Below are 20,246 nucleotides of genomic sequence, written 5' to 3' on the forward strand. Positions count from 1 at the left end.
ACATGGAAGAAAACGAGGCTGCTGTGCAGCCTCGTTCTTGAGTTTTTTGTTCCCTGCGCGCGGCATCGTGCGCAGGGCACTTCACCAGCCTTACCGGTGTAACGAGCCGGGGGTATTGAGAGGAAGTTCTGCATGCAAACCACCCTGCTGAAACCCAAGACCATCCAGGTCGAGCAACTGGCCGCCAACAAGGCCAAGGTCACGCTCGAGCCCTTCGAGCGCGGCTATGGCCACACGCTCGGCAACGCGCTGCGCCGCGTGCTGCTGTCGTCGATGGTCGGTTATTCCGCCACCGAAGTGACGATCGCCGGCGTGCTGCATGAGTACTCGTCGATCGACGGAGTGCAGGAAGACGTCGTCAACATCCTGCTGAACCTCAAGGGCGTGGTGTTCAAGCTCCACAACCGCGACGAAGTCACGCTGAGCCTGCGCAAGGACGGCGAAGGCGCGGTGACCGCGTCGGACATCCAGACGCCGCACGACGTCGAGATCATCAACCCCGACCACGTGATCGCCCACCTGTCGCAAGGCGGCAAGCTCGACATGCAGATCAAGGTCGAGAAGGGTCGCGGCTACGTGCCCGGCACGATGCGCCGCTATGCGGACGAGCCGACCAAGTCGATCGGCCGCATCGTGCTCGATGCCTCGTTCTCGCCGGTCAAGCGCGTGAGCTACACGGTCGAAAGCGCCCGTGTCGAACAGCGCACCGACCTCGACAAGCTCCTGGTCGAGATCGAGACCAATGGCGCGATCACCGCCGAAGACGCGGTTCGCGCCTCGGCCAAGATCCTGGTCGAGCAGCTGGCCGTGTTCGCGCAGCTCGAAGGCGGCGAACTGGCGGCATTCGATGCACCTGCACCGCGCAGCGCTCAGCAGTTCGATCCGATCCTGCTGCGTCCGGTCGACGAGCTCGAACTCACGGTGCGTTCGGCCAATTGCCTGAAGGCCGAGAACATCTACTACATCGGTGACCTGATCCAGCGCACCGAGAACGAGCTGCTCAAGACCCCGAACCTGGGTCGCAAGTCGCTCAACGAAATCAAGGAAGTGCTCGCCTCGCGCGGCTTGACCTTGGGCATGAAGCTCGAAAGCTGGCCGCCGGCCGGTCTGGATAAGCGTTAAGAATCACCACACCTGTGTGTTGCACCGGGCAGTACCTGACACGGCTGCCTGTTTTTATAAAGTAAAGGAAAAGCACCATGCGTCACGGACACGGACTCCGCAAACTCAACCGCACCAGCTCGCACCGCCTCGCGATGCTGCAGAACATGATGAACTCGCTCATCGAGCACGAAGTCATCAAGACCACGGTCCCCAAGGCCAAGGAACTGCGCCGCGTCATCGAGCCGATGATCACCCTGGCCAAGAAGCCGACGGTCGCCAACAAGCGCCTGGCCTTCGATCGCCTGCGCGACCGCGACAGCGTGGTCAAGCTGTTCGGCGAACTCGGTCCCCGCTACCAGGCACGTCCGGGCGGCTACACGCGCATCCTGAAAATGGGTTTCCGCGTGGGCGACAATGCGCCGATGGCGCTGGTCGAACTGGTCGATCGTCCTGAAGTGACGGAAGCCCCTGCTGACGAGCAGGCCGGCGAAGAATAAGCTATAATTCCATCTTGCCGCGCGATGGAGCAGCCTGGTAGCTCGTTGGGCTCATAACCCAAAGGTCGCAAGTTCAAATCTTGCTCGCGCAACCAAATTTCCGGCAACCCAAAAGGTTGTTGATGAAAAAGCAAAACGCCCACTTTCGAGTGGGCGTTTTGCTTTCTGGCGCCTAAAGAAAAACCGCGCGCCCGTCGATTCCGTGATCTGCCCCAAGGGAGTTCGCGGCTAGTACCAAGCTACTCCTTTTTGCCGTGAAACCAGGCTAAAACGCCTGAGCCGCGTGACAAAGATCACGGAGGCATGCGCGCGACGTGTGTAACATCTGGCCGATTCGAGAACAGCTGAAGGACGAGAAGTCTGTGAATTGCGCAAATAGAGGACTTTCATGACCGACCCTTCGATTTCGCGGGGTCTGATTGAAAACGCAATGGGTGCCGTCGAGCAGGCGGTGGACTATATTTTCAATGACGAACCTGCTGTTCCATTTCACCCGACGACCGATCTTCTTTCTCTCAGTCCGAGCGAGGAAGATCAGATCCGTCGCGGCGAACAGGCGAATTACCGCAGCCGCCCGACGACGGCGGCGCTCAGTTTTTGCCTGACTTCGGCCATTTCGCTACTGGCGATTGCGCATTCATTGATCGATCAGCCCACAGCGCTGTCACCGGTCGAGCGGGAACAGCTGTGGAAAAAGCTGGCAGCCGAAACCAAGGTCGCGGGGCGTGCTGCCTATCGCGCGGCGCTCATCCTCTCGGATCCGAGTGCCGAGACAGCGCTCCACGAGGAAGTACTCTGAGGCTGCCGGCAAGCGCGGAAGCCGCCGGACTCAATCGGGCAGCACCGCCGTGACCTCGATCTCCACCTTGGCGCGCGACTCCACCAGCGCCGCGACCTGCACGCAAGTCATCGCCGGAAAGTTCCGGCCCATCGTTTCGCGATAGACCGGCCCGAGCTCGCCCAGGCGCCGGTTGTACTCATCGCGGTCGGTCACGTACCAGGTCATGCGCACCATGTGCTCGGGCCCGGCGCCGGCTTCGCGCAGGATGTCGGCGATGTTGCGCAGGGCCTGGCCTGTCTGCTCGATGAAATCGTCCGACACGAACTGCTGCTGCGCATTCCAGCCCACCTGGCCGCCGACGAACACCATCGTGCCGCGCGCGGCGACGCCGTTCGCATAGCCCTTCGGGGGTGCCCAGCCGGGCGGTTGTAAAAGTTTGATCATGGTGTGATTTGCCTCAGTTTGAATCGTTGGAGCTTGCCGGTCTCGGTGCGAGGCAGCCCCGCGACGAACTCGATCTCCCGTGGGTATTTAAAGGGCGCGATGGTGGCCTTGACGTGGTCCTGCAGCGCCTTGACCAGCGCCGCATCGCCGGTGTGGCCGGGCTTGAGCACGCAGAAGGCCTTGACGATCATTCCGCGCTCCGTGTCGGGCTTGCCGATCACGCCGCATTCGGCGACCGCCGGATGCTTCAGCAGCGCGTCCTCGACCTCCGGTCCGCCGACGTTGTAGCCGGCGGTGATGATCATGTCGTCGGCGCGCGACTGGTAGAAGAAATAGCCGTCCTCGTCCTGCACGAAGGCATCGCCGGGGTAGTTCCAGCCGTTCTTCACGTAATCGGTCTGCCGCGGATCGTCGAGGTAGCGGCATCCGACCGGTCCGATGAGCGCCAGCTTGCCGACGGCTCCGCGCGGCACCTCGTTGCCCTCGTCGTCCACCACCTTGGCGGTGAAGCCGGGCACGACCTTGCCGACCGCACCGCGCCGAACCTGATCGCCGGCGGCCGAAATGTAGATGTGGAACACCTCGGTGCCGCCGATGCCGTCCAGCATCTCGATGCCAGTGGCTTCTTTCCATAGCTGGCGGGTCGCGTCGGGCAGGGCCTCGCCCGCGCTCACGCTGATGCGCAGGCTCGGCACGCCCGAAGCCTTGGCGAAGGGCGCCATTTGTCTGTAGAAAGTGGGCGCCGTGTAGCAGATGGTGGCGCCGACCTCGCGGATGGCCTTGACCATCGTCTCGGGCGTGTAGGGTGCGTCGTGGAAATACACCGAGGCCCCGGCCCACATCGGGAAAACCAAGAGGCCGCCCAGGCCGAAGGTGAAGGCCAGCGGCGGCGAGCCCAGCACGATGTCGTCGCTGCGGGCCTGCAGCACGTGGCGCGGCCAGGTCTCGCACATCGCGAGCACGTCGCGGTGCGTGGTCACCGGCGCCTTCGGCTTGCCGGTGGTGCCGGAGGTGAAGGCCAGCAGCGCGATGTCGTCGGCGGCGGTCGGGCAGGCCTTGAACACGCCGCTTTTTGTGGCGGCGCGCGCGCTCAGAGAATCGGCCGCGGCAGGCTGGTTGAAGGCCACGAGCGTCTGCAGCACCGGATGCGCCTGCTGCGCAACCCGCAGCTCGTCGAGCAGCTTGCCGTCGCACAGCGCAAGCACCGGCCGAGACTTCTCGATGATGTCGCCCAGCTCCTTGGCGCGCAGCAGCGGCATGGTGGCGACCGCGATCAGCCCGGCCTTGACCACCGCCAGCCAGGCGAGCGCCATCGCGATCGAATTGCCGCCGCGCAGCAGCACGCGGTTGCCGGGCACAAGGCCCAGATCTTCCGCCAGCACCTGCGCGATGCGGTTGACCTCGGTCGCTGCTTGGGCGTAGCTCAGCGTGCGATCCGGCGAGCGCAGCATCGGCTTGTCCGCCAGGCCCTTGGACATGGCCTTGTCGAACAAAACCTCCACCAGATTGAGCTGGTCCGGCAACTGCAGCTCGGGCCGGTCGTAGCGGAACATCGGCAGTTGATCGGCCGACGGCAGCCGGTCGTGGACGAAGCGATCGACCTGTGCACTCATTTCTGGCTCCGCAGCACGGACTTGCCGATGATCAGTTGCTGCACTTCCGTGGCACCTTCGTAGATGCGCAGCGAGCGGATATCGCGGTAGAGGCTTTCCACCTTGGTGCCCACCTTCACGCCGAGCCCGCCGTGCATCTGCAGCGCCATGTCGATTACGCGGCTCGCGTTCTCGGTCGCGCACATCTTTGCCATGGCCGCCGCGGCAGTGAGGTCGCCGGCAGCGGGCGCGCCGCGGGCTTCGCTGTCGTCGCGCATCCAGGCGGCGCGGTAGGTGAGCAGCGCGGCGCTGTCGATCAGCGCCGCCATCTCGCCGAGCTTGGCCTGCGTGAGCTGGAAGTCGGCCAGCGTCTGGCCGAACATGCGCCGGTGGCTCGCGTGGTGGACCGCTTCGGCCAGCGCGCGCCGCGCCATGCCGAGCGCAGCGGCGGCGACCGAGGCGCGAAAGATGTCGAGCGTGCGCATCGCGAGCTTGAAGCCGCCATGCAGCTCGCCGAGCTGGGCCTCGCGCGGCACGATGCAGCGGTCGAAACGCAGGGTGGCCAGCGGATGCGGCGCCATCACTTCGATGTGTGCCGAGGTGTCGAGCCCGGCCGTGTTCGCATCAACGACGAAGGCCGTGATGCCGCGCGAGCCGGCGGTGGGATCGGTCTTCGCGAACACGCAGTAGAAGTCGGCGATGCCGCCATTGCTGATCCAGGTCTTCTCGCCCGTGAGCCGCCAGCCGTCCGAGCTAGCAACGGCCTCCATCGCCATCGCACCGACGTCCGAGCCCGCATCCGGTTCGCTGAGCGCAAAGGCTGCGATCTTGTCGCCGCGCGCCACGGCGCCGAGATAGTCGCTCTGCTGCGATACGCTGCCAGCCAGCGTGATGGCGCCGCTGCCCAGGCCTTGCATCGCAAAAGCGAAATCGGCCAGCGGCGAGTGGAAGGCCAGCGTCTCGCGCAGCAGCACCAGCGCGCGCGAATCGAGGCGTTCCAGCGCGCCGCCCGAAGAAGCCGGCACGCAATAGCGCAGCCAGCCACCCTGGCCGAGCCGCTTCACCCAGTCGCGGCAGGCGGCGCGGTCGTCGCGCTCGTCCACCGACTGCGCGGCGGCCCAGGGCAGCAGCTCGCGCGCCAGCGCCCGATGCGCATCGTCGAAGAAGGGCAGCGCCAGGTGCGCCGTGGAAGGAGGTGTGGACGAGGCAGCCATCGCGTCAATCCCCGCCGAACACCGGCTTGCGCTTGGCGGCAAAGGCCTCGAAGGCACGCCTGAAGTCTTCGGTCTGCATGCAGATCGCCTGCGCCTGCGCTTCGGCCTCGATCGCCTGGTCGATGGTCATCGCCCATTCCTGCGACAGCATGGTCTTGGTCATGCCGTGCGCGAAGCTCGGGCCTTCGGCGAGTTCGCGCGCCACCGTGGTGGCGGCGCCGAGCAGCGCATCGCTCTCGTGCAGCGCATTGAAGAAGCCCCAGGCATGGCCTTCCTGCGCCGTCATCGCGCGGCCGGTGAAGAGCAGCTCCGAGGCGCGGCCCTGGCCGATCACGCGCGGCAGCAGGGCGCAGGCGCCCATGTCGGCGCCGGCCAGCCCGACGCGGGTGAACAGGAATGCGGTGCGCGCCGCGGGCGTGCCGTAGCGCAGGTCGCAGGCCAGCGCGATCATCGCGCCGGCGCCGGCGCAGATGCCGTCGATCGCGCCGACGATGGGTTGCGGGCAGTGGCGGATCGCTTTCACCAGGTCGCCGGTCATGCGCGTGAACTCGAGCAGCTCGGGCATGCGCATCTTCGTGAGCGGCCCGATGATCTCGTGGACGTCGCCGCCGGAACAGAAATTACCGCCGGCGCCGGTCACGACGATCGCCTTGACGTCGGTCGCGAAGTTCAACGCGCGAAAAAGGTCGCGCAACTCGGCGTACGAATCGAAGGTCAGCGGGTTCTTGCGTTCCGGCCGATTCAGGGTGACCGTGCCGATGCCGTCCGCGAAGGACCAGCTGAAATGCTCGGCCTCGTAGCCGGCCTTCGGCTCGAACTGCGCGCGCATGGGACTGCCTGCGCCGATGTAGTGCTTCATAGGGCCTCCGCCAATTGCTGATGTGAATGCTGCTTGACCTTGCCGAGCAGCCTGTGGAGCTGCGCGATTTCCTTCGCGCTCAGGCCTGCGAAGGCATCGACGATCCAGGCCTCGTGCTGTTGCGCCATCTCGTTGAAGAGCTTGCGGCCGCGCGTGGTGAGGCGCACGCGCCAGGCGCGGCGATCGCCCTCGACGTCGACGCGCTCGACCAGCCCCTCGGCCACCAGCTGGTCGGTGATGCCGGTGACGTTGCCGCCGGTGACCATCATGCGGCGCGACAGCTCGTTCATCTTCAGCCCGTCCGGCGAGCGCTCGAGCTGCGACATGAGATCGAAGCGCGGCAGCGTGGTCGCGAACTGCTCGCGCAGCTCGTTGCGCACCTGCTTCTCGATCAGCTGCGTGCAGGTGAGGAGACGCAGCCAGAGACGCAGCTCGTCGGGGTGCTCGCTGTGGGCTCTTGCTTCGAGGTCCATTCAGGCCTCCCGCCGGGCCGCCCCCGGAGAGGCCTTACGTTGCAGGTCGCGCCGCTGCGAAAGGCAGCGGCTCTTCATGCCGTCCAAGCCTGCGCAGGCAGGCTTGGAGCCGCGGCACTCAGCCCCCTCGGGGGGCAGCGAACGAATGTGAGCGTTGGGGCGGTACTTCATTGTTCTTCCTCCGTGTTGCGCGGTGCGGCCGTCGCTGCCATCGCGGCAGCCAGCTGCTGCTGCTTGGCGATCTCGCGGTACATCTGGTCGCGCCCGCTCAGGTATTGCTTGGGCCAGTCGACGTCGCGGCATTGCAGCTTGGCCGTCTCGTGCAGGGTCCACGCCGGATCGGCCAGATGCGGTCGCGCGATCGCGCACAGGTCGGCGCGGCCCGCGGCGATGATGCTGTTGGCCTGGTCGGCGTCGGTGATGGCGCCGACCGCGATGGTCGAGATGCCCACTTCGTTGCGGATGCGGTCCGCAAAAGGCGTCTGGTACATGCGGCCGTACACCGGCTTCGCCGCACGCGTGGTCTGGCCCGAGGAGACGTCGATGAAGTCGCAGCCCGCTTCCTTGAAGAGCCGCGCCACCACCACCGCGTCGGCATCGGTGTTGCCGCCCGGTGCCCAGTCGTGGGCCGAGATGCGCACGCTCATCGGCCGTTCGGCCGGCCAGGCCGAGCGCATGGCGCGGAACACTTCGAGCGGATAGCGGCAGCGGTTCTCGAGGCTGCCGCCGTATTCGTCGGTGCGCAGGTTGGTCAGCGGGCTGATGAAGGAAGCCAGCAGGTAGCCGTGCGCGCAGTGCAGCTCGAGCCAGTCGAAGCCGGCCTCGGCCGCGCGCCGGGTCGAGGCGACGAACTGGTCGCGCAGCGTGTCCATGTCGGCGCGCGTCATCGCAGCCGGCAGCTGGTTCTGTTCGCCGTAGGCCAGCGCGCTGGCGGCGATCAGCGGCCAGTTGCCTTGCGGCAGCGGCTCGTCGATCTCTTCCCAGCCCAGCTGCGTCGAGCCCTTGGGCCCGCTGTGGCCGAGCTGCATGCCGATCTTGGCGGTGGTCTGCGTATGCACGAAGTCGACGATGCGCTTGAAGGCCACCGATTGCGCATCGCTGTAGAGACCGGTGCAGCCGGGCGTGATGCGGCCCTCCGGCGTCGGGCTGGTCATCTCGACGAACACCATGGCCGCGCCGCCGAGCGCGCGCGCGCCGAGGTGCACCAGCAGGAAGTCCTGCGGCACGCCGTCGACCGAGCTGTAGGTGGCCATCGGCGAGACCAGGATGCGGTTCTTGAGCGTGAGTCCGCGCACGGTGAGCGGCATCAGCATCGGCGCCAGCGGCTTGCCGCCTGCCAGCCATGCCTCGTAGCCGCCCAGCCATTGCGTATCGCGCAGTCGCAGGTTCTCGTGGCTGATGCGTTGCGAGCGCGTCAAGAGCGAGTAGGCGAACTGCTCGATCTCCATGCCGGTGTAGCGGTGCACGTTCTCGAACCATTCGGTCGAATTGCGCGCTGCGTTCTGGATCTTGAGCACCTCGACGCTGCGCCGCGCCTCGTAGGCTTCGAGCACGTGGTCGACGCTGCCGCCGCGCGCGAACTCGTCGCTGAGGTCGATCGCATCCTCGAGCGCGAGCTTGGTGCCCGAGCCGATCGAGAAGTGCGCCGTGTGCGCGGCGTCGCCCATCAGCACCACCGGCACGCTCTTGCCGCTCACCTCGACGCGGTGCGTCCAGTGCTTGCAGACCACGCGCGGAAAGCGGATCCAGTTGGCCGAGCCGCGCAGGTGGGTGGCGTTGCTGATCAGTTCGTGGCCGCCCAGGTACTTGGCGAAAAGCTTCTCGCAGAAGGCGATCGCCTCGGGCTGCTCCATCTTGTCGAGGCCGTGGGCCTGCCACACCGCTTCGGGCGTTTCGACGATGAAGGTCGAGGTCTTGTCGTCGAACTGGTAGGCATGGGCCTGGAACCAGCCGTGCTCCGTCTTCTCGAAGGCGAAGGTGAAGGCGTCGAAGGTTTGGTGCGTGCCGAGCCAGACGAAGCGGCATTGGCGCAGGTCGATGTCGGGCTCGAAGACATCGGCGTAGCGCTGGCGGATGCGGCTGTTGAGCCCGTCGCTGGCGATCACCAGGTCGGCTTCGTACTGCGCGGCCAGGGCCTGGTCGTCCGTGGCGTCGGTTTCGAACACCAGCTTGACGCCGAGCGCCAGGCAGCGCTCTTGCAGGATGTTCAAGAGGCGCTTGCGGCCGATGCCGCAGAAGCCGTGGCCGCCCGAGCGCACCTGGCGTCCCTTGAAGAACACCTGGATGTCGTCCCAATGGTGGAACTCCCGGCCGATCAGCGCGGCCGTGTCGGGGTCGGCGGCCGCGAGGTTGGCGAGCGTCTGGTCGCTCAGCACCACGCCCCAGCCGAAGGTGTCGAAGGGGCGGTTGCGTTCTATCACCGTGACCTCGAGCGCCGGCCGGCGGGCCTTCATCAAGAGCGCGAAGTAGAGGCCGGCGGGGCCGCCGCCGATGCACAACACGCGCTGCAGATCCATTGCGAAGCTATTCATGGATCAATAGTTTAGACCTAAACGATCTGTTGTCAACCCGAAGAGGGTTTTCGCTGGGGTCGGTTGACGAAGTTCGCCGCTGCTGGCAAAAATCAGCCATGTCAAGCCTGTTGCCGAAGATCGAGTCCCAGCTTTCCGCGCTGCCTGTTCCAGTCACGCTGCAGCTGCCCGATGGGCGACAGGTCGCCAAGCCAGGCTCGCGCGTCACGCTCGCCTTCTCCGAATGGTCGGCGCTCGCCAAGCTCGGCGCCCGCCAGATCGGCGCCATCGGCGAGGCCTATGTCGAAGGCCGGGTCCAGATCGAAGGGAAGATGCGGGACCTGATCGACGTCGCGGTCAGCCTCCTGCCCGGCAATCCCGCCGAGACCAACACAAGCTGGTGGAGCCGCATGCAACGGCGCGCAAAGTCGCGCGGCTCGCACTCGCTGGGCAGGGACGCGGCGCAGATCGAATTCCACTACGACGTATCGGACGATTTCTACGCACTGTGGCTCGACCCGCGGCGCGTCTATTCGTGCGCCTACTACCGTGACGCCGGGATGACGCTGGCGCAGGCCCAGGAGGCCAAGCTCGATCACATCTGCCGCAAGCTCATGTTGCAGCCGGGCGAGCGCTTCCTCGACATCGGCTCGGGCTGGGGCGGGCTCCTGCTGTGGGCGGCCGAGCACTACGGCGTCGACGCGACCGGCATCACGCTGTCGAAGAACCAGCATGCGCACGTGACGCGTCTGATCGAGGAAAAGGGCTTGCAAGGCCGGGTGCGCGTCGAGCTGCTCGACTACCGCAAGCTCGACAGCGACGAGCCCTTCGACAAGATCTCCTCGGTCGGCATGTTCGAGCACGTCGGCAGCGTCAACATGCCGACCTACTTCCGAAAGATCCATTCGCTGCTCAAGCCCGGCGGATTGGTCATGAACCACGGCATTACCTCGGGGCAGCTCGACTACAAGCAGCTCGGCGCCGGCATGGGCGACTTCATCGAGAAGTACATCTTCCCGGGCGGCGAGCTGCTGCATGTGACGCACGTGCTGCGCGAGACGGTGGCCGCGGGCCTGGAAATGATCGACACCGAAAACCTACGGCCGCACTATGCGCGCACGCTCTGGGCCTGGTCGGATGCGCTCGAGTCCCGGCTCGACGAGGCGCGCGAGGTCCTGCAGCGCGCCGGCGGCCGGCAAGGCGACAACGCCGAGCGCGTCCTGCGCGCCTACCGCCTGTACCTGGCCGGTTCGGCGATGTGCTTCGAACAGGGCTGGATCTCGCTGCACCAGATGCTCTCCACCCGGCCCGACGGAAACGTCGAGGGCGGCGCGCTGCGCGGAGCGCAATCGGTGTACCCTTTTGTCCGCGACTACATCTACAAATAACCGAGCGAGGCACCATGCTGTATCGATTCAAATCGCGCGCCAGCCCCCCTTTCGTGATGCTCGAGATCCACGCGCGTCAGTTGTTCGACATCATCGGCAAGGCGCCGGAGCGCAAGGGCATCGTGACGGTGGAGCAGATGCCGGCCGCCATTGCGGCGCTGGAGGCGGCCATGGCGCGTGAAGCCCATAACGCGCACAACAACGACGACTTCGCCGTCGAAGGCCATGACGAGGAGGCCGAGAAGCAGCACATCACGCTGCACCAGCGCGCCGTGCCCTTGCTGCACATGCTCAAGGACTCGCTGGCCGACCGCAAGGACGTGATGTGGGAGGTGTAGAGCCCACCCCCAGGCTTGCTCGCTTCGCGTAGCCGCCCACCCCCTTGCAGGGGGCGCCGCCTGCGGCCCGGCGACGCCGGTTCCGCGGCGGCCCACGGTCAGGCGCGCTGCGCGCACCAATGGATCAGGAACGCCAGGGGCTTAGTCCACCTTGGCCCCGGAGGCCTTCACCACCTTCGCCCACTTGACGTGTTCGTTCTCGATGTGCTTTGCGAACTCGGCTGGCGAGTTGCCGCTCGGGATCGCGCCCTGGGCCAGCATCTTTTCCTTGATCGCCGGGGTGCCGAGCGACTTGGCCACTTCCTGCTGGATGCGGTTCACGATGTCGGGCGGCGTGCCGGCCGGGGCCAGTAGGCCGAACCATGAGCTCGCCTCGTAGCCTTTGAGCGCCGGGCCGCCGGCCTCTTCGACCGTCGGCACGTCGGGCAGGGCCGGCGAGCGCTTCGCGCTGGTCACCGCCAGCGCCTTGAGCTTGCCGCCCTTGATCTGCTGCATCGACGAGGGCAGGTTGTCGAACATCACGTCGGCGTTGCCGCCGACCAGGTCCAGGAGCGCCGGGCCCGATCCGCGGTAGGGGATGTGCGTCATGAAGCTGCCGGTCATGGTCTTGAAGAGCTCGCCCGCCAGGTGAATCGAGGTGCCGCTGCCGCTCGAGGCCATGTTGAGCTTGCCGGGGTTCGCCTTCGCGTACTTCACGAAGTCTGCAACGCTGTTGATGTTGAGCGCGCGGGCCTTGTCGGCATTCATCTCCATCACGTTGGGCACTGCCGCCACCAGCGTGATCGGCGCGAAGTCCTTGATCGGGTCGTAGGGCAGCTTGGGATAGAGCGCGCGGTTGATGCCGTGCGTGCCCACGGTGCCCATCAGCAGCGTGTAGCCGTCGTTCGGCGCCCTGGCCACGATATCGGCGCCCACGTTGCCGCCGGCACCCGCCCGGTTATCGACGATGAACTGCTGCCCGAAGGCATTGGAAAGCTCAGGCGCGATGGCGCGCGCGAGGATGTCAGTGGTGCCGCCGGGCGCGAAGGGCACCACGATTCGTACCGGCTTGGTCGGCCAGCTTCCTTGGGCTGCTGCGGGCCCCGCAGCCAGCGCCAGGAAGGCGCTCGCGCCCAGGGCCAGTACAGAGCGGCGACGGGATTGGAACGAGAGGGTCATGCGTGTTTCCTGTTGATTCATGGCGCAGAGTTTGACAGGCGAAGCGCCTCATTCGTCGCGGGTGAAACCCCGTGTGCTCAGATCCCCTGCATGCGGGCCGCGAAGCGCTGCTCGCGAAATTTCTCGACCACGAAGTCGACGAAGACGCGCGTTTTCGCCGGCAACAGCTTCTTGCTCGGGTAGTAAAGCGATATCGGCCCCGAGTCGGCATACCAGCCGGGCAGCACACGCACCAACGCGCCGCTTTGCAGGCCAGGCAGCGCGAAAGCCATCGGCATCAGCGCAATGCCCAGGCCCATCATCGCGGCGTGGGCGATCGCCTCGGGGTCGCTGAAGATCAGGCGCGGCTTCGCGTCGGCCGCGCCTTCGTCACCCGCCGCATTGCGCAGGGTCCAGGCCCGCACCCGCCCGGTCGGGGAGGAGCGCCGCATGATGGCGTCGAAGGCAGCGAGATCCGACGGATGCTTCGGCACCGGCTTGCCGGCCATGTACGCGGGCGCCGCGACCGCCACGACGTGGATGCGCGCCAGCTCGCGCGCCACCACGCCGGGGGTCAGCTCGATGCCGCCGCCGATCGCGGCATCGAAGCCTTCGCCGATCAGGTCGACCTGCCGGTTGTCGAAATGCCAGTCGGGCATGACCGCCGGATAGCGCGCCAGGAACTCGCCGACCAGCGGCACGACGTAGGTGCGCCCGAAAGCCTGCCCCATGCTGACCTTGAGCGTGCCTGCAGGCTGGCCGCCGGCCTCGGCCGCGCCGGCCATGGCGTCGGCCAGCGTGCCGAGCGCACCGCCGATCTGCAGCAGCAGGCGTTCGCCGCTTTCGGTCAGGGCCAGCTTGCGCGTGCTGCGCTGGAACAGGCGCACGCCAAGGCCCGCTTCGAGACGCGCGACGTTCTTGCTCACCGCGGCGGGCGTCAGGCCGAGCTGCCGGGCGGCCGCGGAGAAGCTGCCGGCCTCGGCGCTGCGGACGAAGGATTCGAGATGGCTCAGCGGCTGCATGCGCGTATTTTCAACCACCGGTTGAGATTGATAGGCCACTTTCGCGGCTAGCGCGAATGCAATGCAGGCTCCAAACTGCAGGCATTCCACAACTTTTCGAAAGCGCATCATGTCTGCAACCACTTCTTCCAAGCCCCTTCTGGCCGGCAAGGCGGCCTTCGTCACCGGCGGCTCGCGCGGTATCGGCGCCGCCATCGTGCGGCGTCTTGCCGCGGACGGCGCCGCCGTCGCCTTCAGCTACACCAGCAGCGAAGCCGCTGCCAAGGAACTCGCCGGCAGTGTCGAAGCCGCAGGTGGCCGCGCGATCGCGCTGCGCGTCGACAGCGCCGACGCCGCAGCGCTTCGCACTGCGATCGACCAGGCCGCGCGCACCTTCGGCCGTCTCGACATCCTGGTCAACAACGCCGGCGTCTTCAAGGTCGGCACGGTCGAGGAGATGTCGCTGGAAGACTTCGACCGCACGCTGAACGTCAACGTGCGTGCCGTGTTCGTCGGCACCCAGGCAGCAGTGCGCCACATGGGCGAGGGCGGCCGCGTCATCACCATCGGCAGCACCAACGCCGAACGGGTGCCGTCCCCGGGTTTCGGCGCCTACGCGATGAGCAAATCGGCGCTCACCGGCCTCACGCGCGGGTTTGCACGCGACCTCGGCCCGCGCGGCATCACGGTCAACAACGTGCAGCCCGGTCCGGTCGATACCGACATGAACCCGGCGGACGGCCCGAACGCAGCATCGATGCATGCGCTGATGGCGCTGCCGCGGCATGGCAGCGGCGCGGACATCGCAGCGATGGTCGCTTACCTCGCAGGTCCGGAGGCCGGCTTCGTGACCGGCGCCAGCCTCAGCATCGACGGCGGCTTCTCGGCCTGATCGTCCCGGCAGGCCACCGACACGATCAGGCGGTCGAGCGTGGCGCTCAACTGCCGCAGATCCTCGGCGCCGAGGCCCGCGAACAGATCGGCCTCGCGTTCCCTTGCCTGCACGCGGACCGTCTCGAACAACGCCTTGCCGGCGCTGCTCAGATAAAGCCGGCTGCGGCGCAGGTCGGTCGGGTCTTCATGTCGGTGCAGGCGCTTGTGCCGTCTCAGACCCGCCAGCGCGCGGCTCACCGCCATCTTGTCGAGGCCGGTGAGCTCGCACAGCTGCGTGGCCGTCAGGCCGGGCTGCATGCCAAGCACGGCCATCGTGCGCCACTCGTTGAGCGTGAGCTCATGCTGGCGCCCGACCCGCTGCTGGAAGGGCCGCGCCGTCAGGTTGACGACCCGGACCAGCTTGAAGAAGACCGAGTCCTGGAAGCCGGCTTCGGTGTTCATCCGCACAGGGCCCTGGCGCTTTGAACGATCCGTTCGGCACCGACGCGCGACTGCGCCTCGAGCACCGGCGAATAGCCGACCGGGATGCGCGGCGCGCCCAGGCGCGCCACCTTGCAGCCCGTCGCTTCGGCCGCGCTGGCCGCGATCTCGGCGCCGAAGCCGGCAGCCTGCACCGCCTCGTGCACCACCAGCAGTCGACCCGTGCGCGCGCAGGAGGAGAGCACCGCCTCGCGGTCCCAGGGCCACAGCGTGCGCAGGTCGAGCAGGTCGACGTCGATGCCTTCGGCCGCCAGCGTGTCGCAGGCGGCGGCACACGTCTGCATCTGCCGGCTCCAGCTCACCAGCGTGAGCGCGTTGCCGCGGCGCAGCTGCGCGGCTTGGCCGAGCGGCACCGCCCGCGTTTCGTCGACCTCGCCGCGCGAGGCCCACAGGTTCTTATGCTCGATGTAGACCACGGGGTCGCCGCACTGCATCGCGGCGCGCAGCAGCGAATGGTTGTCCTGCGGCGTCGACGGGCAGACCACCACCACGCCCGGCAGGTGCGCGAACCAGGCTTCGAGCGACTGCGAATGCTGCGCCGCCGAGGCGTCCCAGATGCCGCCCGGCATGCGCGCGACCAGCGGCACGCGGCCCTGGCCGCCGAACATGAAGCGGTTCTTGGCGGCCTGGTTCACCAGCTCGTCCATGCCGCACAGCGCGAAGTCGACCACGCGCATTTCGACCACCGGCCTGAGGCCCGCCAGCGCCATGCCGACGCCGGCGCCCATGATCGCGGCTTCGGAGATCGGCGTATCGATCACGCGCTCGGCGCCGAAGCGCTGCTGCAGCCCCTTGTACTGGCCGAAGATGCCGCCGCGGCCGACGTCCTCGCCGAGCACGACCACGCGCGCATCGGCTTCCATCTCGCGCTGCACCGCCAGCGCGGCGGCTTCGGCATAGCTGAGTTCGCGCACGGCGCTGCCGGCGGCGATGTCGCTCGTCATGTCCATTGGCCCGCTCCGGTGGTCTGCACGTCGGTGAAAGCGGCGCCGGCCTCGGGCCAGGGCGCGGCATCGGCGGCCGCCAGCGCTGCGGCGACTTCCGCCTCTGCCTCGTCCTCGATCGCATCGAGCAGCGCGGCATCCATGCCATCGGCGATCAGGCGTGCTCGCGCCCGCGCGAGCGGGTCGGTCTCGAGCGCCGCGGCCAGCTCGGCCGGGTCACGGTAAGCGGCGAGGTCGACCGACACATGGCCCTTCACGCGGTAGGTCAGCGCGTGCAGCAGCCGCGGCCCGCCACCGGCGCGCACCTCGGCGACCAGCCTTCCCGCAGCCCCATGCACCGCGAACACGTCGTTGCCGTCGACTTGGGTCGCGGCGATGTTCATCGCCTCGGCCCGTGCGGAGGCGCCGTCGCCGGCGGTCATCGGGCCGCTCGCGGTGGTCGCGCTCCAGCGGTTGTCCTCGCAGACGAAGAGCACCGGCAATCGGTACACCCGCGCCCAGTTGAGAGATTCGAGAAAGGGGCCGCGGTTGATCGCGCCGTCGCCGAAGAAACAGACCGTGATCGCATCCTTCTTCTGCAGCTTCTGGGCATGTGCCGCGCCGACGGCGATCGGCAGCCCCGCCGCGACCACGCCGTTAGCGCCCAGCATGCCGACCGAGAAATCGGCGATGTGCATCGAGCCGCCCTTGCCGCCGTTGAAGCCGCTTGCCTTGCCGAACAGCTCGCACATCATGCGCGTGAGGTCGGCGCCCTTCGCCAGCGTGTGGCCGTGGCCGCGGTGGGTCGAGGTCAGGTAGTCGGCCGGGTGCAGGTGGGCGCAGACGCCGGCCGGCACCGCCTCCTGGCCGGTCGACAGGTGCAGCGGGCCGCGCACCTTGGCGGCGCCGGCGGCCTCCTGGCCGTAGGCGCTCACGCCACCCTGGCTGGCCGCCTCCGCGGCATTCTCGAAGGCGCGGATGCGCAGCATCGTGCGGTAGAGCGCGCGCCGCGCGGGCTCGGGAATCGGTAAATCCATATCGGCTCCAGCGCAGCACAGATCTGCGCTCTGCCGAAAATCGTATCGGGCGTGACCAACGCGCGGGAGCGGGCTAACCCGGCCGCGAGGCCGGCTTTCATTCAGGCGCGTTGTGCTGCCAGCTCTTGAGCCGGCGATAGAGCGTGCCGCGCGACACTCGCAGTTGGCGCGCGGCGTGCGAGATGTTGCCGTAGTGCGCGGCCAGGGTTTCCTCGATCAGCTTGCGGCTGTGGCCGCGCAGCGTGCCGTCGCTCGCGGGCGGCTGGGTCGGCGCGAGCTGCGGCGCCTCGTCGAGCGGCGTCGAGTCGAGGGGCGCTTCGGTCAGCACGTTCACTGCGTGCCGGAAATCGACCCCGTCGTGCGCCTGCAGCCGGGCCTGCAGCCAGACGCCGAGTCCGCTCGCAAGCCGCACCGGCTGCGCGGCTTCGTGGCGGGTCATGCGCAGCAGGCCCTCGAGGTCGAGGCCGAACAGCTGCTCGGCATCGCAAGGCCCGGACTCGGGCAGCGGGCCGATCAGCCGCATGCCGGCCGTGTTGAGCCAGGCCACGGTGCCGTCGGGCGCGATGCCGGCCAGGGCCTCGAGCGGCGTGCCCAGCAGCGCGGGGCTGGCCTGGAAGCGCAGCAGCAGCCGGTCCTGCGACTGCGCCTGCAGCAGGCGGTTCTCGATCGTGGTGGCGTAGAGCGCGACCATCGACGCCGCATCGAAGCCGAAGCGGCGCGACTCGACCGAGATGTCGAGCACCGCGGCCAGCCGCCCGTGCACGTCGCGGATCGGTGCCGCTGAGCATTGCATCTCGCGCAGGTACTCGAAGTAGTGCTCGGCACCCTGCACCGTGCAGGCCTGGCCGGTGGTCGCCACGATGCCCGGTGCCGTCGTGCCGACCACGCTCTCGGCGATGTTGACGCCCAGGCGCGCGGTCTTCTGCAGGATCGGCTGATGCGCTGCGGCCGGATGGTGCGTGACATGCATGATCACGCCCTGCGCATCGGTCAGCAGCACGCGGCAGTCGGTGCCGGCGAGCGAACTCTCCATGCTCGCCAGCTCGTGGCGCGCGGCCTCGAGCAGCTCGCGGTTGCGCCCCAGCGTGCTGTGCAGGCGGCTCGGCGTGACGGCGTCGAAGGCGATGACGCGGCGCGTGTTCGCATGGGCGCGCGTGCAGCGCATCCACGACTGGATCACAGCCTCGCCGACCAGGCCGGAAGGACGCACGCCTTCCTCGAAGAACTGCTGCCGGGCCAGCGCCACGCGCTCGGTCCGCGTATTGGCGAAGGGGGACAGAGGCATGGCCGTCTCCTGTGATCGAGGAGGCTGAATTTGTTCCGCAATGGAACAGTCCAGGTCTAGGGAAATCCCGAAGGTGAACAAAAGGCGCGGGCAAACGATTCTTCGGCGCACAACGACCGGAGACCCACGATGAACAAGACCCACGCCGTGCTCGCGCTCGGCGCGCTGCTGTGCCTGGCCGCAGCGCCCGCGTCGGCCCAGACCAAGGGATCGGCCGAGCACATCAAGGCCGTCACGCAGCGCGTGGACGGCAGCTTCATCCGCAGCAATGCGCAGAAAACGCCGGACTGGCCGAGCTACGGCCTCGACTACGCCGAAACGCGCTTCAGCAAGCTCGACCAGATCAACGCCGGCAACGTGAAGGAGCTCGGCCTCGCCTGGTCCTACAACCTCGAATCCACGCGCGGCGTCGAGGCCACGCCGCTGGTGGTCGACGGCATCATGTACGTCACGGCCTCGTGGAGCGTGGTGCATGCGATCGATGCGCGCACCGGCAAGAAGATCTGGAGCTACGACCCCGAGGTCGACAGATCGAAGGGCTTCAGGGGCTGCTGCGACGTGGTCAACCGCGGCGTCGCGCTCTACCAGGGAAAGGTCTTCGTGGGCGCCTACGACGGCCGCCTGATCGCGCTCGACGCCGCCACCGGCCAGCCGGTCTGGGAGAAGGACACGATCGTCGATCGTTCGAAGTCCTACACCATCACCGGCGCGCCGCGCGTCTTCAAGGGCAAGGTGATCATCGGCAACGGCGGCGCCGAGTACGGCGTGCGCGGCTACATCACGGCCTACGACGCGGCTACCGGCGAGCAGAAGTGGCGCTGGTTCACCGTGCCGGGCGATCCCGCCAAGCCCTTCGAGGATGCCTCCATGGCCAAGGCCGCCAAGACCTGGGACCCGAGCGGCAGATACTGGGAGGCGGGCGGCGGCGGCACCGCCTGGGACACGCTCGCCTTCGACCCCGAGCTCAACCTCATGTACGTGGGCACCGGCAACGGCTCGCCGTGGGCGCACAGCAAGCGCAGCCCCAAGGGCGGCGACAACCTCTACCTGTCGTCGATCGTCGCGCTCAATCCCGACACCGGCAAGTACGCCTGGCACTACCAGGAGACGCCGGGCGACAACTGGGACTACACCGCGACGCAGCCGATGATCCTGGCCGACCTGAAGATCGACGGCAAGCCGCGCAAGGTGATCCTGCATGCGCCGAAGAACGGCTTCTTCTTCGTCATCGATAGGACCAACGGCAAGTTCATCTCGGCCAAGAACTTCGTCGAGGTCAACTGGGCCACCGGCTACGACAAGAAGGGCCGGCCGATCGAAGTGGCTGCCGCGCGCCAGAACGAGAAGCCCGGCGACAGCATTCCCGGCCCCTTCGGCGCGCACAACTGGCATTCGATGTCCTTCAATCCGCAGACCGGCCTGGCCTACCTGCCGGCGCAGAACATCCCCGTGAGCCTGATGGACGACAAGGCCTGGAAGTTCAATGAGAACGTGCCGGCCCGGCCGCATGCCGCACTCGGCTGGAACACCGCCATGTTCATCAATGCCGAGCCGCCCAAGAGCAAGCCGATGGGCCGTCTCGTCGCGTGGGACCCGGTGGCGCAGAAGGAAGCCTGGGGCGTCGAGCATGTCTCGCCCTGGAACGGCGGCACGCTGACCACGGCCGGCAACCTGGTGTTCCAGGGCACGGCCGACGGGCGGCTCGCCGCCTACAACGCCAAGACCGGGGAGAAGCTCTGGGAGACCGCCACCGGCACCGGCGTGGTCGCGGCGCCCGCCACCTACATGGTCGACGGCAAGCAGTACGTCTCGATCGCGGTCGGCTGGGGCGGCGTCTACGGCCTGGCCGCACGCGCGACCGAGCGCCAGGGCCCGGGCACGGTCTACACCTTCGTGGTCGGCGGCAACGCCCCCAAGCCGGAGTTCGTTCAGTACCGCATGGACAAGCTGCTGCAGGGCGTGAAGTACGACCCGGCCAAAGTGCCCGACGGCACGCTGCTCTACGTGAGCAACTGCGTCTTCTGCCACGGCGTGCCGGGCGTGGACCGCGGCGGCAACATCCCCAACCTCGGCTACATGAATGCGAGCTACATCGAGAACCTCGACAAGTTCGTCTTCAAGGGGCCGGCGATGGAGCGCGGGATGCCGGACTTCAGCGGCAAGCTCAGCGCGGAGGACGTGGAGAAGATCAAGGCCTTCATCCAGGGAACGGCGGATGCGATAAGGCCGAAGCAGTAGCGCGCGCAATCCCGGTCCGGGCGAGGCGTCGCAAAGCTTCAAGACCAGCCT

At 67.4% G+C, this 20,246-nt stretch carries 19 protein-coding genes and 1 tRNA gene; 8 read left to right on the top strand and 12 right to left on the bottom strand.

The window, feature by feature from the left end; all coding sequences use genetic code 11:
• Positions 1 to 132 precede the first annotated feature (132 nt).
• The 4 genes from EJI01_RS16260 to EJI01_RS16275 all read left to right on the top strand — a co-directional run bounded on the left by EJI01_RS16260 (position 133) and on the right by EJI01_RS16275 (position 2,400).
• The gene (locus EJI01_RS16260; protein WP_028250818.1) at positions 133 to 1,122 is read left to right on the top strand and encodes a DNA-directed RNA polymerase subunit alpha; all 990 of its coding nucleotides are present in this window, start codon (positions 133 to 135) and stop codon (positions 1,120 to 1,122) included.
• 77 nt (positions 1,123 to 1,199) lie between these two features.
• Positions 1,200 to 1,601: a 50S ribosomal protein L17 gene (rplQ, locus tag EJI01_RS16265; protein WP_093105301.1), complete on the top strand. Its 402-nt coding sequence runs from the start codon at positions 1,200 to 1,202 to the stop codon at positions 1,599 to 1,601.
• Between the two features lie 18 nt (positions 1,602 to 1,619).
• Positions 1,620 to 1,696: transfer RNA gene (locus EJI01_RS16270), tRNA-Met, on the top strand.
• Positions 1,697 to 1,989: 293 nt separating this feature from the next.
• Positions 1,990 to 2,400: a hypothetical protein gene (locus EJI01_RS16275; RefSeq protein WP_126838171.1), complete on the top strand. Its 411-nt coding sequence runs from the start codon at positions 1,990 to 1,992 to the stop codon at positions 2,398 to 2,400.
• Positions 2,401 to 2,430: 30 nt separating this feature from the next.
• On the opposite strand, the gene EJI01_RS16280 is transcribed toward EJI01_RS16275, so the two are convergent.
• The 6 genes from EJI01_RS16280 to EJI01_RS16305 form a co-directional block, all read right to left on the bottom strand.
• Entirely contained in the window at positions 2,431 to 2,826 is a 396-nt protein-coding gene (locus EJI01_RS16280) for a RidA family protein (RefSeq protein ID WP_093105307.1), read from the bottom strand.
• Positions 2,823 to 4,439 (bottom strand): AMP-binding protein, encoded by a 1,617-nt coding sequence (locus tag EJI01_RS16285; protein WP_126838172.1) that lies wholly within the window; start codon positions 4,437 to 4,439, stop codon positions 2,823 to 2,825. Before EJI01_RS16285 ends, EJI01_RS16280 begins: the two co-directional genes overlap by 4 nt.
• Entirely contained in the window at positions 4,436 to 5,632 is a 1,197-nt protein-coding gene (locus EJI01_RS16290; protein ID WP_126838173.1) for an acyl-CoA dehydrogenase family protein, read from the bottom strand. Before EJI01_RS16290 ends, EJI01_RS16285 begins: the two co-directional genes overlap by 4 nt.
• 4 nt (positions 5,633 to 5,636) lie before the next feature.
• The gene (locus EJI01_RS16295) at positions 5,637 to 6,491 is read right to left on the bottom strand and encodes an enoyl-CoA hydratase family protein (RefSeq protein ID WP_126838174.1); all 855 of its coding nucleotides are present in this window, start codon (positions 6,489 to 6,491) and stop codon (positions 5,637 to 5,639) included.
• Entirely contained in the window at positions 6,488 to 6,964 is a 477-nt protein-coding gene (locus tag EJI01_RS16300) for a MarR family winged helix-turn-helix transcriptional regulator (RefSeq protein WP_126838175.1), read from the bottom strand. The genes EJI01_RS16295 and EJI01_RS16300 overlap by 4 nt, the downstream gene beginning before the upstream one ends.
• Before the next feature lie 167 nt (positions 6,965 to 7,131).
• Positions 7,132 to 9,480, bottom strand: a complete 2,349-nt coding sequence (locus tag EJI01_RS16305) for a bifunctional salicylyl-CoA 5-hydroxylase/oxidoreductase (RefSeq protein ID WP_126838220.1) — start codon at positions 9,478 to 9,480, stop codon at positions 7,132 to 7,134.
• 113 nt (positions 9,481 to 9,593) lie between these two features.
• Between EJI01_RS16305 and EJI01_RS16310 the strand changes: the two genes are divergently transcribed.
• The gene (locus EJI01_RS16310) at positions 9,594 to 10,862 is read left to right on the top strand and encodes an SAM-dependent methyltransferase (RefSeq protein WP_126838176.1); all 1,269 of its coding nucleotides are present in this window, start codon (positions 9,594 to 9,596) and stop codon (positions 10,860 to 10,862) included.
• A gap of 14 nt (positions 10,863 to 10,876) precedes the next feature.
• Positions 10,877 to 11,200, top strand: coding sequence for a DUF1840 domain-containing protein (locus EJI01_RS16315; RefSeq protein WP_126838177.1), 324 nt, complete (start codon positions 10,877 to 10,879; stop codon positions 11,198 to 11,200).
• 141 nt (positions 11,201 to 11,341) lie between these two features.
• Here EJI01_RS16315 and EJI01_RS16320 read toward each other — a convergent pair whose 3' ends face one another.
• The gene (locus EJI01_RS16320) at positions 11,342 to 12,358 is read right to left on the bottom strand and encodes a Bug family tripartite tricarboxylate transporter substrate binding protein (protein ID WP_126838178.1); all 1,017 of its coding nucleotides are present in this window, start codon (positions 12,356 to 12,358) and stop codon (positions 11,342 to 11,344) included.
• A gap of 77 nt (positions 12,359 to 12,435) precedes the next feature.
• Complete coding sequence (locus EJI01_RS16325) at positions 12,436 to 13,359, bottom strand: LysR family transcriptional regulator (protein WP_126838179.1); 924 nt, start codon at positions 13,357 to 13,359, stop codon at positions 12,436 to 12,438.
• 109 nt (positions 13,360 to 13,468) lie between these two features.
• On the opposite strand from EJI01_RS16325, the gene EJI01_RS16330 reads away from it, so the two are divergent.
• Positions 13,469 to 14,230: an SDR family oxidoreductase gene (locus EJI01_RS16330; protein WP_126838180.1), complete on the top strand. Its 762-nt coding sequence runs from the start codon at positions 13,469 to 13,471 to the stop codon at positions 14,228 to 14,230.
• Here the strand turns inward: EJI01_RS16330 and EJI01_RS16335 are convergent.
• The 4 genes from EJI01_RS16335 to EJI01_RS16350 all read right to left on the bottom strand — a co-directional run bounded on the left by EJI01_RS16335 (position 14,158) and on the right by EJI01_RS16350 (position 17,957).
• Positions 14,158 to 14,673, bottom strand: a complete 516-nt coding sequence (locus tag EJI01_RS16335; protein WP_126838181.1) for a MarR family winged helix-turn-helix transcriptional regulator — start codon at positions 14,671 to 14,673, stop codon at positions 14,158 to 14,160. The genes EJI01_RS16330 and EJI01_RS16335 overlap by 73 nt on opposite strands.
• On the bottom strand, positions 14,670 to 15,656 hold the full coding sequence (locus tag EJI01_RS16340) for an alpha-ketoacid dehydrogenase subunit beta (RefSeq protein WP_126838221.1): 987 nt from the start codon (positions 15,654 to 15,656) through the stop codon (positions 14,670 to 14,672). Before EJI01_RS16340 ends, EJI01_RS16335 begins: the two co-directional genes overlap by 4 nt.
• The gene (locus EJI01_RS16345; RefSeq protein ID WP_126838182.1) at positions 15,653 to 16,672 is read right to left on the bottom strand and encodes a thiamine pyrophosphate-dependent dehydrogenase E1 component subunit alpha; all 1,020 of its coding nucleotides are present in this window, start codon (positions 16,670 to 16,672) and stop codon (positions 15,653 to 15,655) included. The genes EJI01_RS16340 and EJI01_RS16345 overlap by 4 nt, the downstream gene beginning before the upstream one ends.
• Positions 16,673 to 16,769: 97 nt before the next feature.
• Positions 16,770 to 17,957: a helix-turn-helix domain-containing protein gene (locus tag EJI01_RS16350; RefSeq protein ID WP_126838183.1), complete on the bottom strand. Its 1,188-nt coding sequence runs from the start codon at positions 17,955 to 17,957 to the stop codon at positions 16,770 to 16,772.
• 129 nt (positions 17,958 to 18,086) lie between these two features.
• Here EJI01_RS16350 and EJI01_RS16355 point away from each other — a divergent pair, with 129 nt between their 5' ends.
• Positions 18,087 to 20,195 carry a PQQ-dependent dehydrogenase, methanol/ethanol family gene (locus tag EJI01_RS16355; RefSeq protein WP_126838184.1) on the top strand — a complete coding sequence of 703 codons (2,109 nt, stop codon included), beginning with the start codon at positions 18,087 to 18,089 and terminating at the stop codon, positions 20,193 to 20,195.
• The last annotated feature ends 51 nt before the right edge of the window (positions 20,196 to 20,246 follow it).

This window comes from Variovorax sp. MHTC-1 (assembly GCF_003984645.1).
GTDB lineage: Bacteria > Pseudomonadota > Gammaproteobacteria > Burkholderiales > Burkholderiaceae_C > Variovorax.

Excerpts from the sequence above, each read along its gene's own strand:
- EJI01_RS16345 (WP_126838182.1), bottom strand. The coding sequence starts at position 16,672 with ATGGATTTACCGATTCCCGAGCCCGCGCGGCGCGCGCTCTACCGCACG.
- EJI01_RS16260 (WP_028250818.1), top strand. The coding sequence starts at position 133 with ATGCAAACCACCCTGCTGAAACCCAAGACCATCCAGGTCGAGCAACTG.
- EJI01_RS16275 (WP_126838171.1), top strand. The coding sequence starts at position 1,990 with ATGACCGACCCTTCGATTTCGCGGGGTCTGATTGAAAACGCAATGGGT.
- rplQ (WP_093105301.1), top strand. The coding sequence starts at position 1,200 with ATGCGTCACGGACACGGACTCCGCAAACTCAACCGCACCAGCTCGCAC.
- EJI01_RS16355 (WP_126838184.1), top strand. The coding sequence starts at position 18,087 with ATGAACAAGACCCACGCCGTGCTCGCGCTCGGCGCGCTGCTGTGCCTG.
- EJI01_RS16295 (WP_126838174.1), bottom strand. The coding sequence starts at position 6,491 with ATGAAGCACTACATCGGCGCAGGCAGTCCCATGCGCGCGCAGTTCGAG.
- EJI01_RS16290 (WP_126838173.1), bottom strand. The coding sequence starts at position 5,632 with ATGGCTGCCTCGTCCACACCTCCTTCCACGGCGCACCTGGCGCTGCCC.
- EJI01_RS16315 (WP_126838177.1), top strand. The coding sequence starts at position 10,877 with ATGCTGTATCGATTCAAATCGCGCGCCAGCCCCCCTTTCGTGATGCTC.
- EJI01_RS16335 (WP_126838181.1), bottom strand. The coding sequence starts at position 14,673 with ATGAACACCGAAGCCGGCTTCCAGGACTCGGTCTTCTTCAAGCTGGTC.
- EJI01_RS16320 (WP_126838178.1), bottom strand. The coding sequence starts at position 12,358 with ATGACCCTCTCGTTCCAATCCCGTCGCCGCTCTGTACTGGCCCTGGGC.
- EJI01_RS16350 (WP_126838183.1), bottom strand. The coding sequence starts at position 17,957 with ATGCCTCTGTCCCCCTTCGCCAATACGCGGACCGAGCGCGTGGCGCTG.
- EJI01_RS16340 (WP_126838221.1), bottom strand. The coding sequence starts at position 15,656 with ATGACGAGCGACATCGCCGCCGGCAGCGCCGTGCGCGAACTCAGCTAT.
- EJI01_RS16310 (WP_126838176.1), top strand. The coding sequence starts at position 9,594 with ATGTCAAGCCTGTTGCCGAAGATCGAGTCCCAGCTTTCCGCGCTGCCT.
- EJI01_RS16330 (WP_126838180.1), top strand. The coding sequence starts at position 13,469 with ATGTCTGCAACCACTTCTTCCAAGCCCCTTCTGGCCGGCAAGGCGGCC.
- EJI01_RS16305 (WP_126838220.1), bottom strand. The coding sequence starts at position 9,480 with ATGGATCTGCAGCGCGTGTTGTGCATCGGCGGCGGCCCCGCCGGCCTC.
- EJI01_RS16300 (WP_126838175.1), bottom strand. The coding sequence starts at position 6,964 with ATGGACCTCGAAGCAAGAGCCCACAGCGAGCACCCCGACGAGCTGCGT.
- EJI01_RS16280 (WP_093105307.1), bottom strand. The coding sequence starts at position 2,826 with ATGATCAAACTTTTACAACCGCCCGGCTGGGCACCCCCGAAGGGCTAT.
- EJI01_RS16325 (WP_126838179.1), bottom strand. The coding sequence starts at position 13,359 with ATGCAGCCGCTGAGCCATCTCGAATCCTTCGTCCGCAGCGCCGAGGCC.
- EJI01_RS16285 (WP_126838172.1), bottom strand. The coding sequence starts at position 4,439 with ATGAGTGCACAGGTCGATCGCTTCGTCCACGACCGGCTGCCGTCGGCC.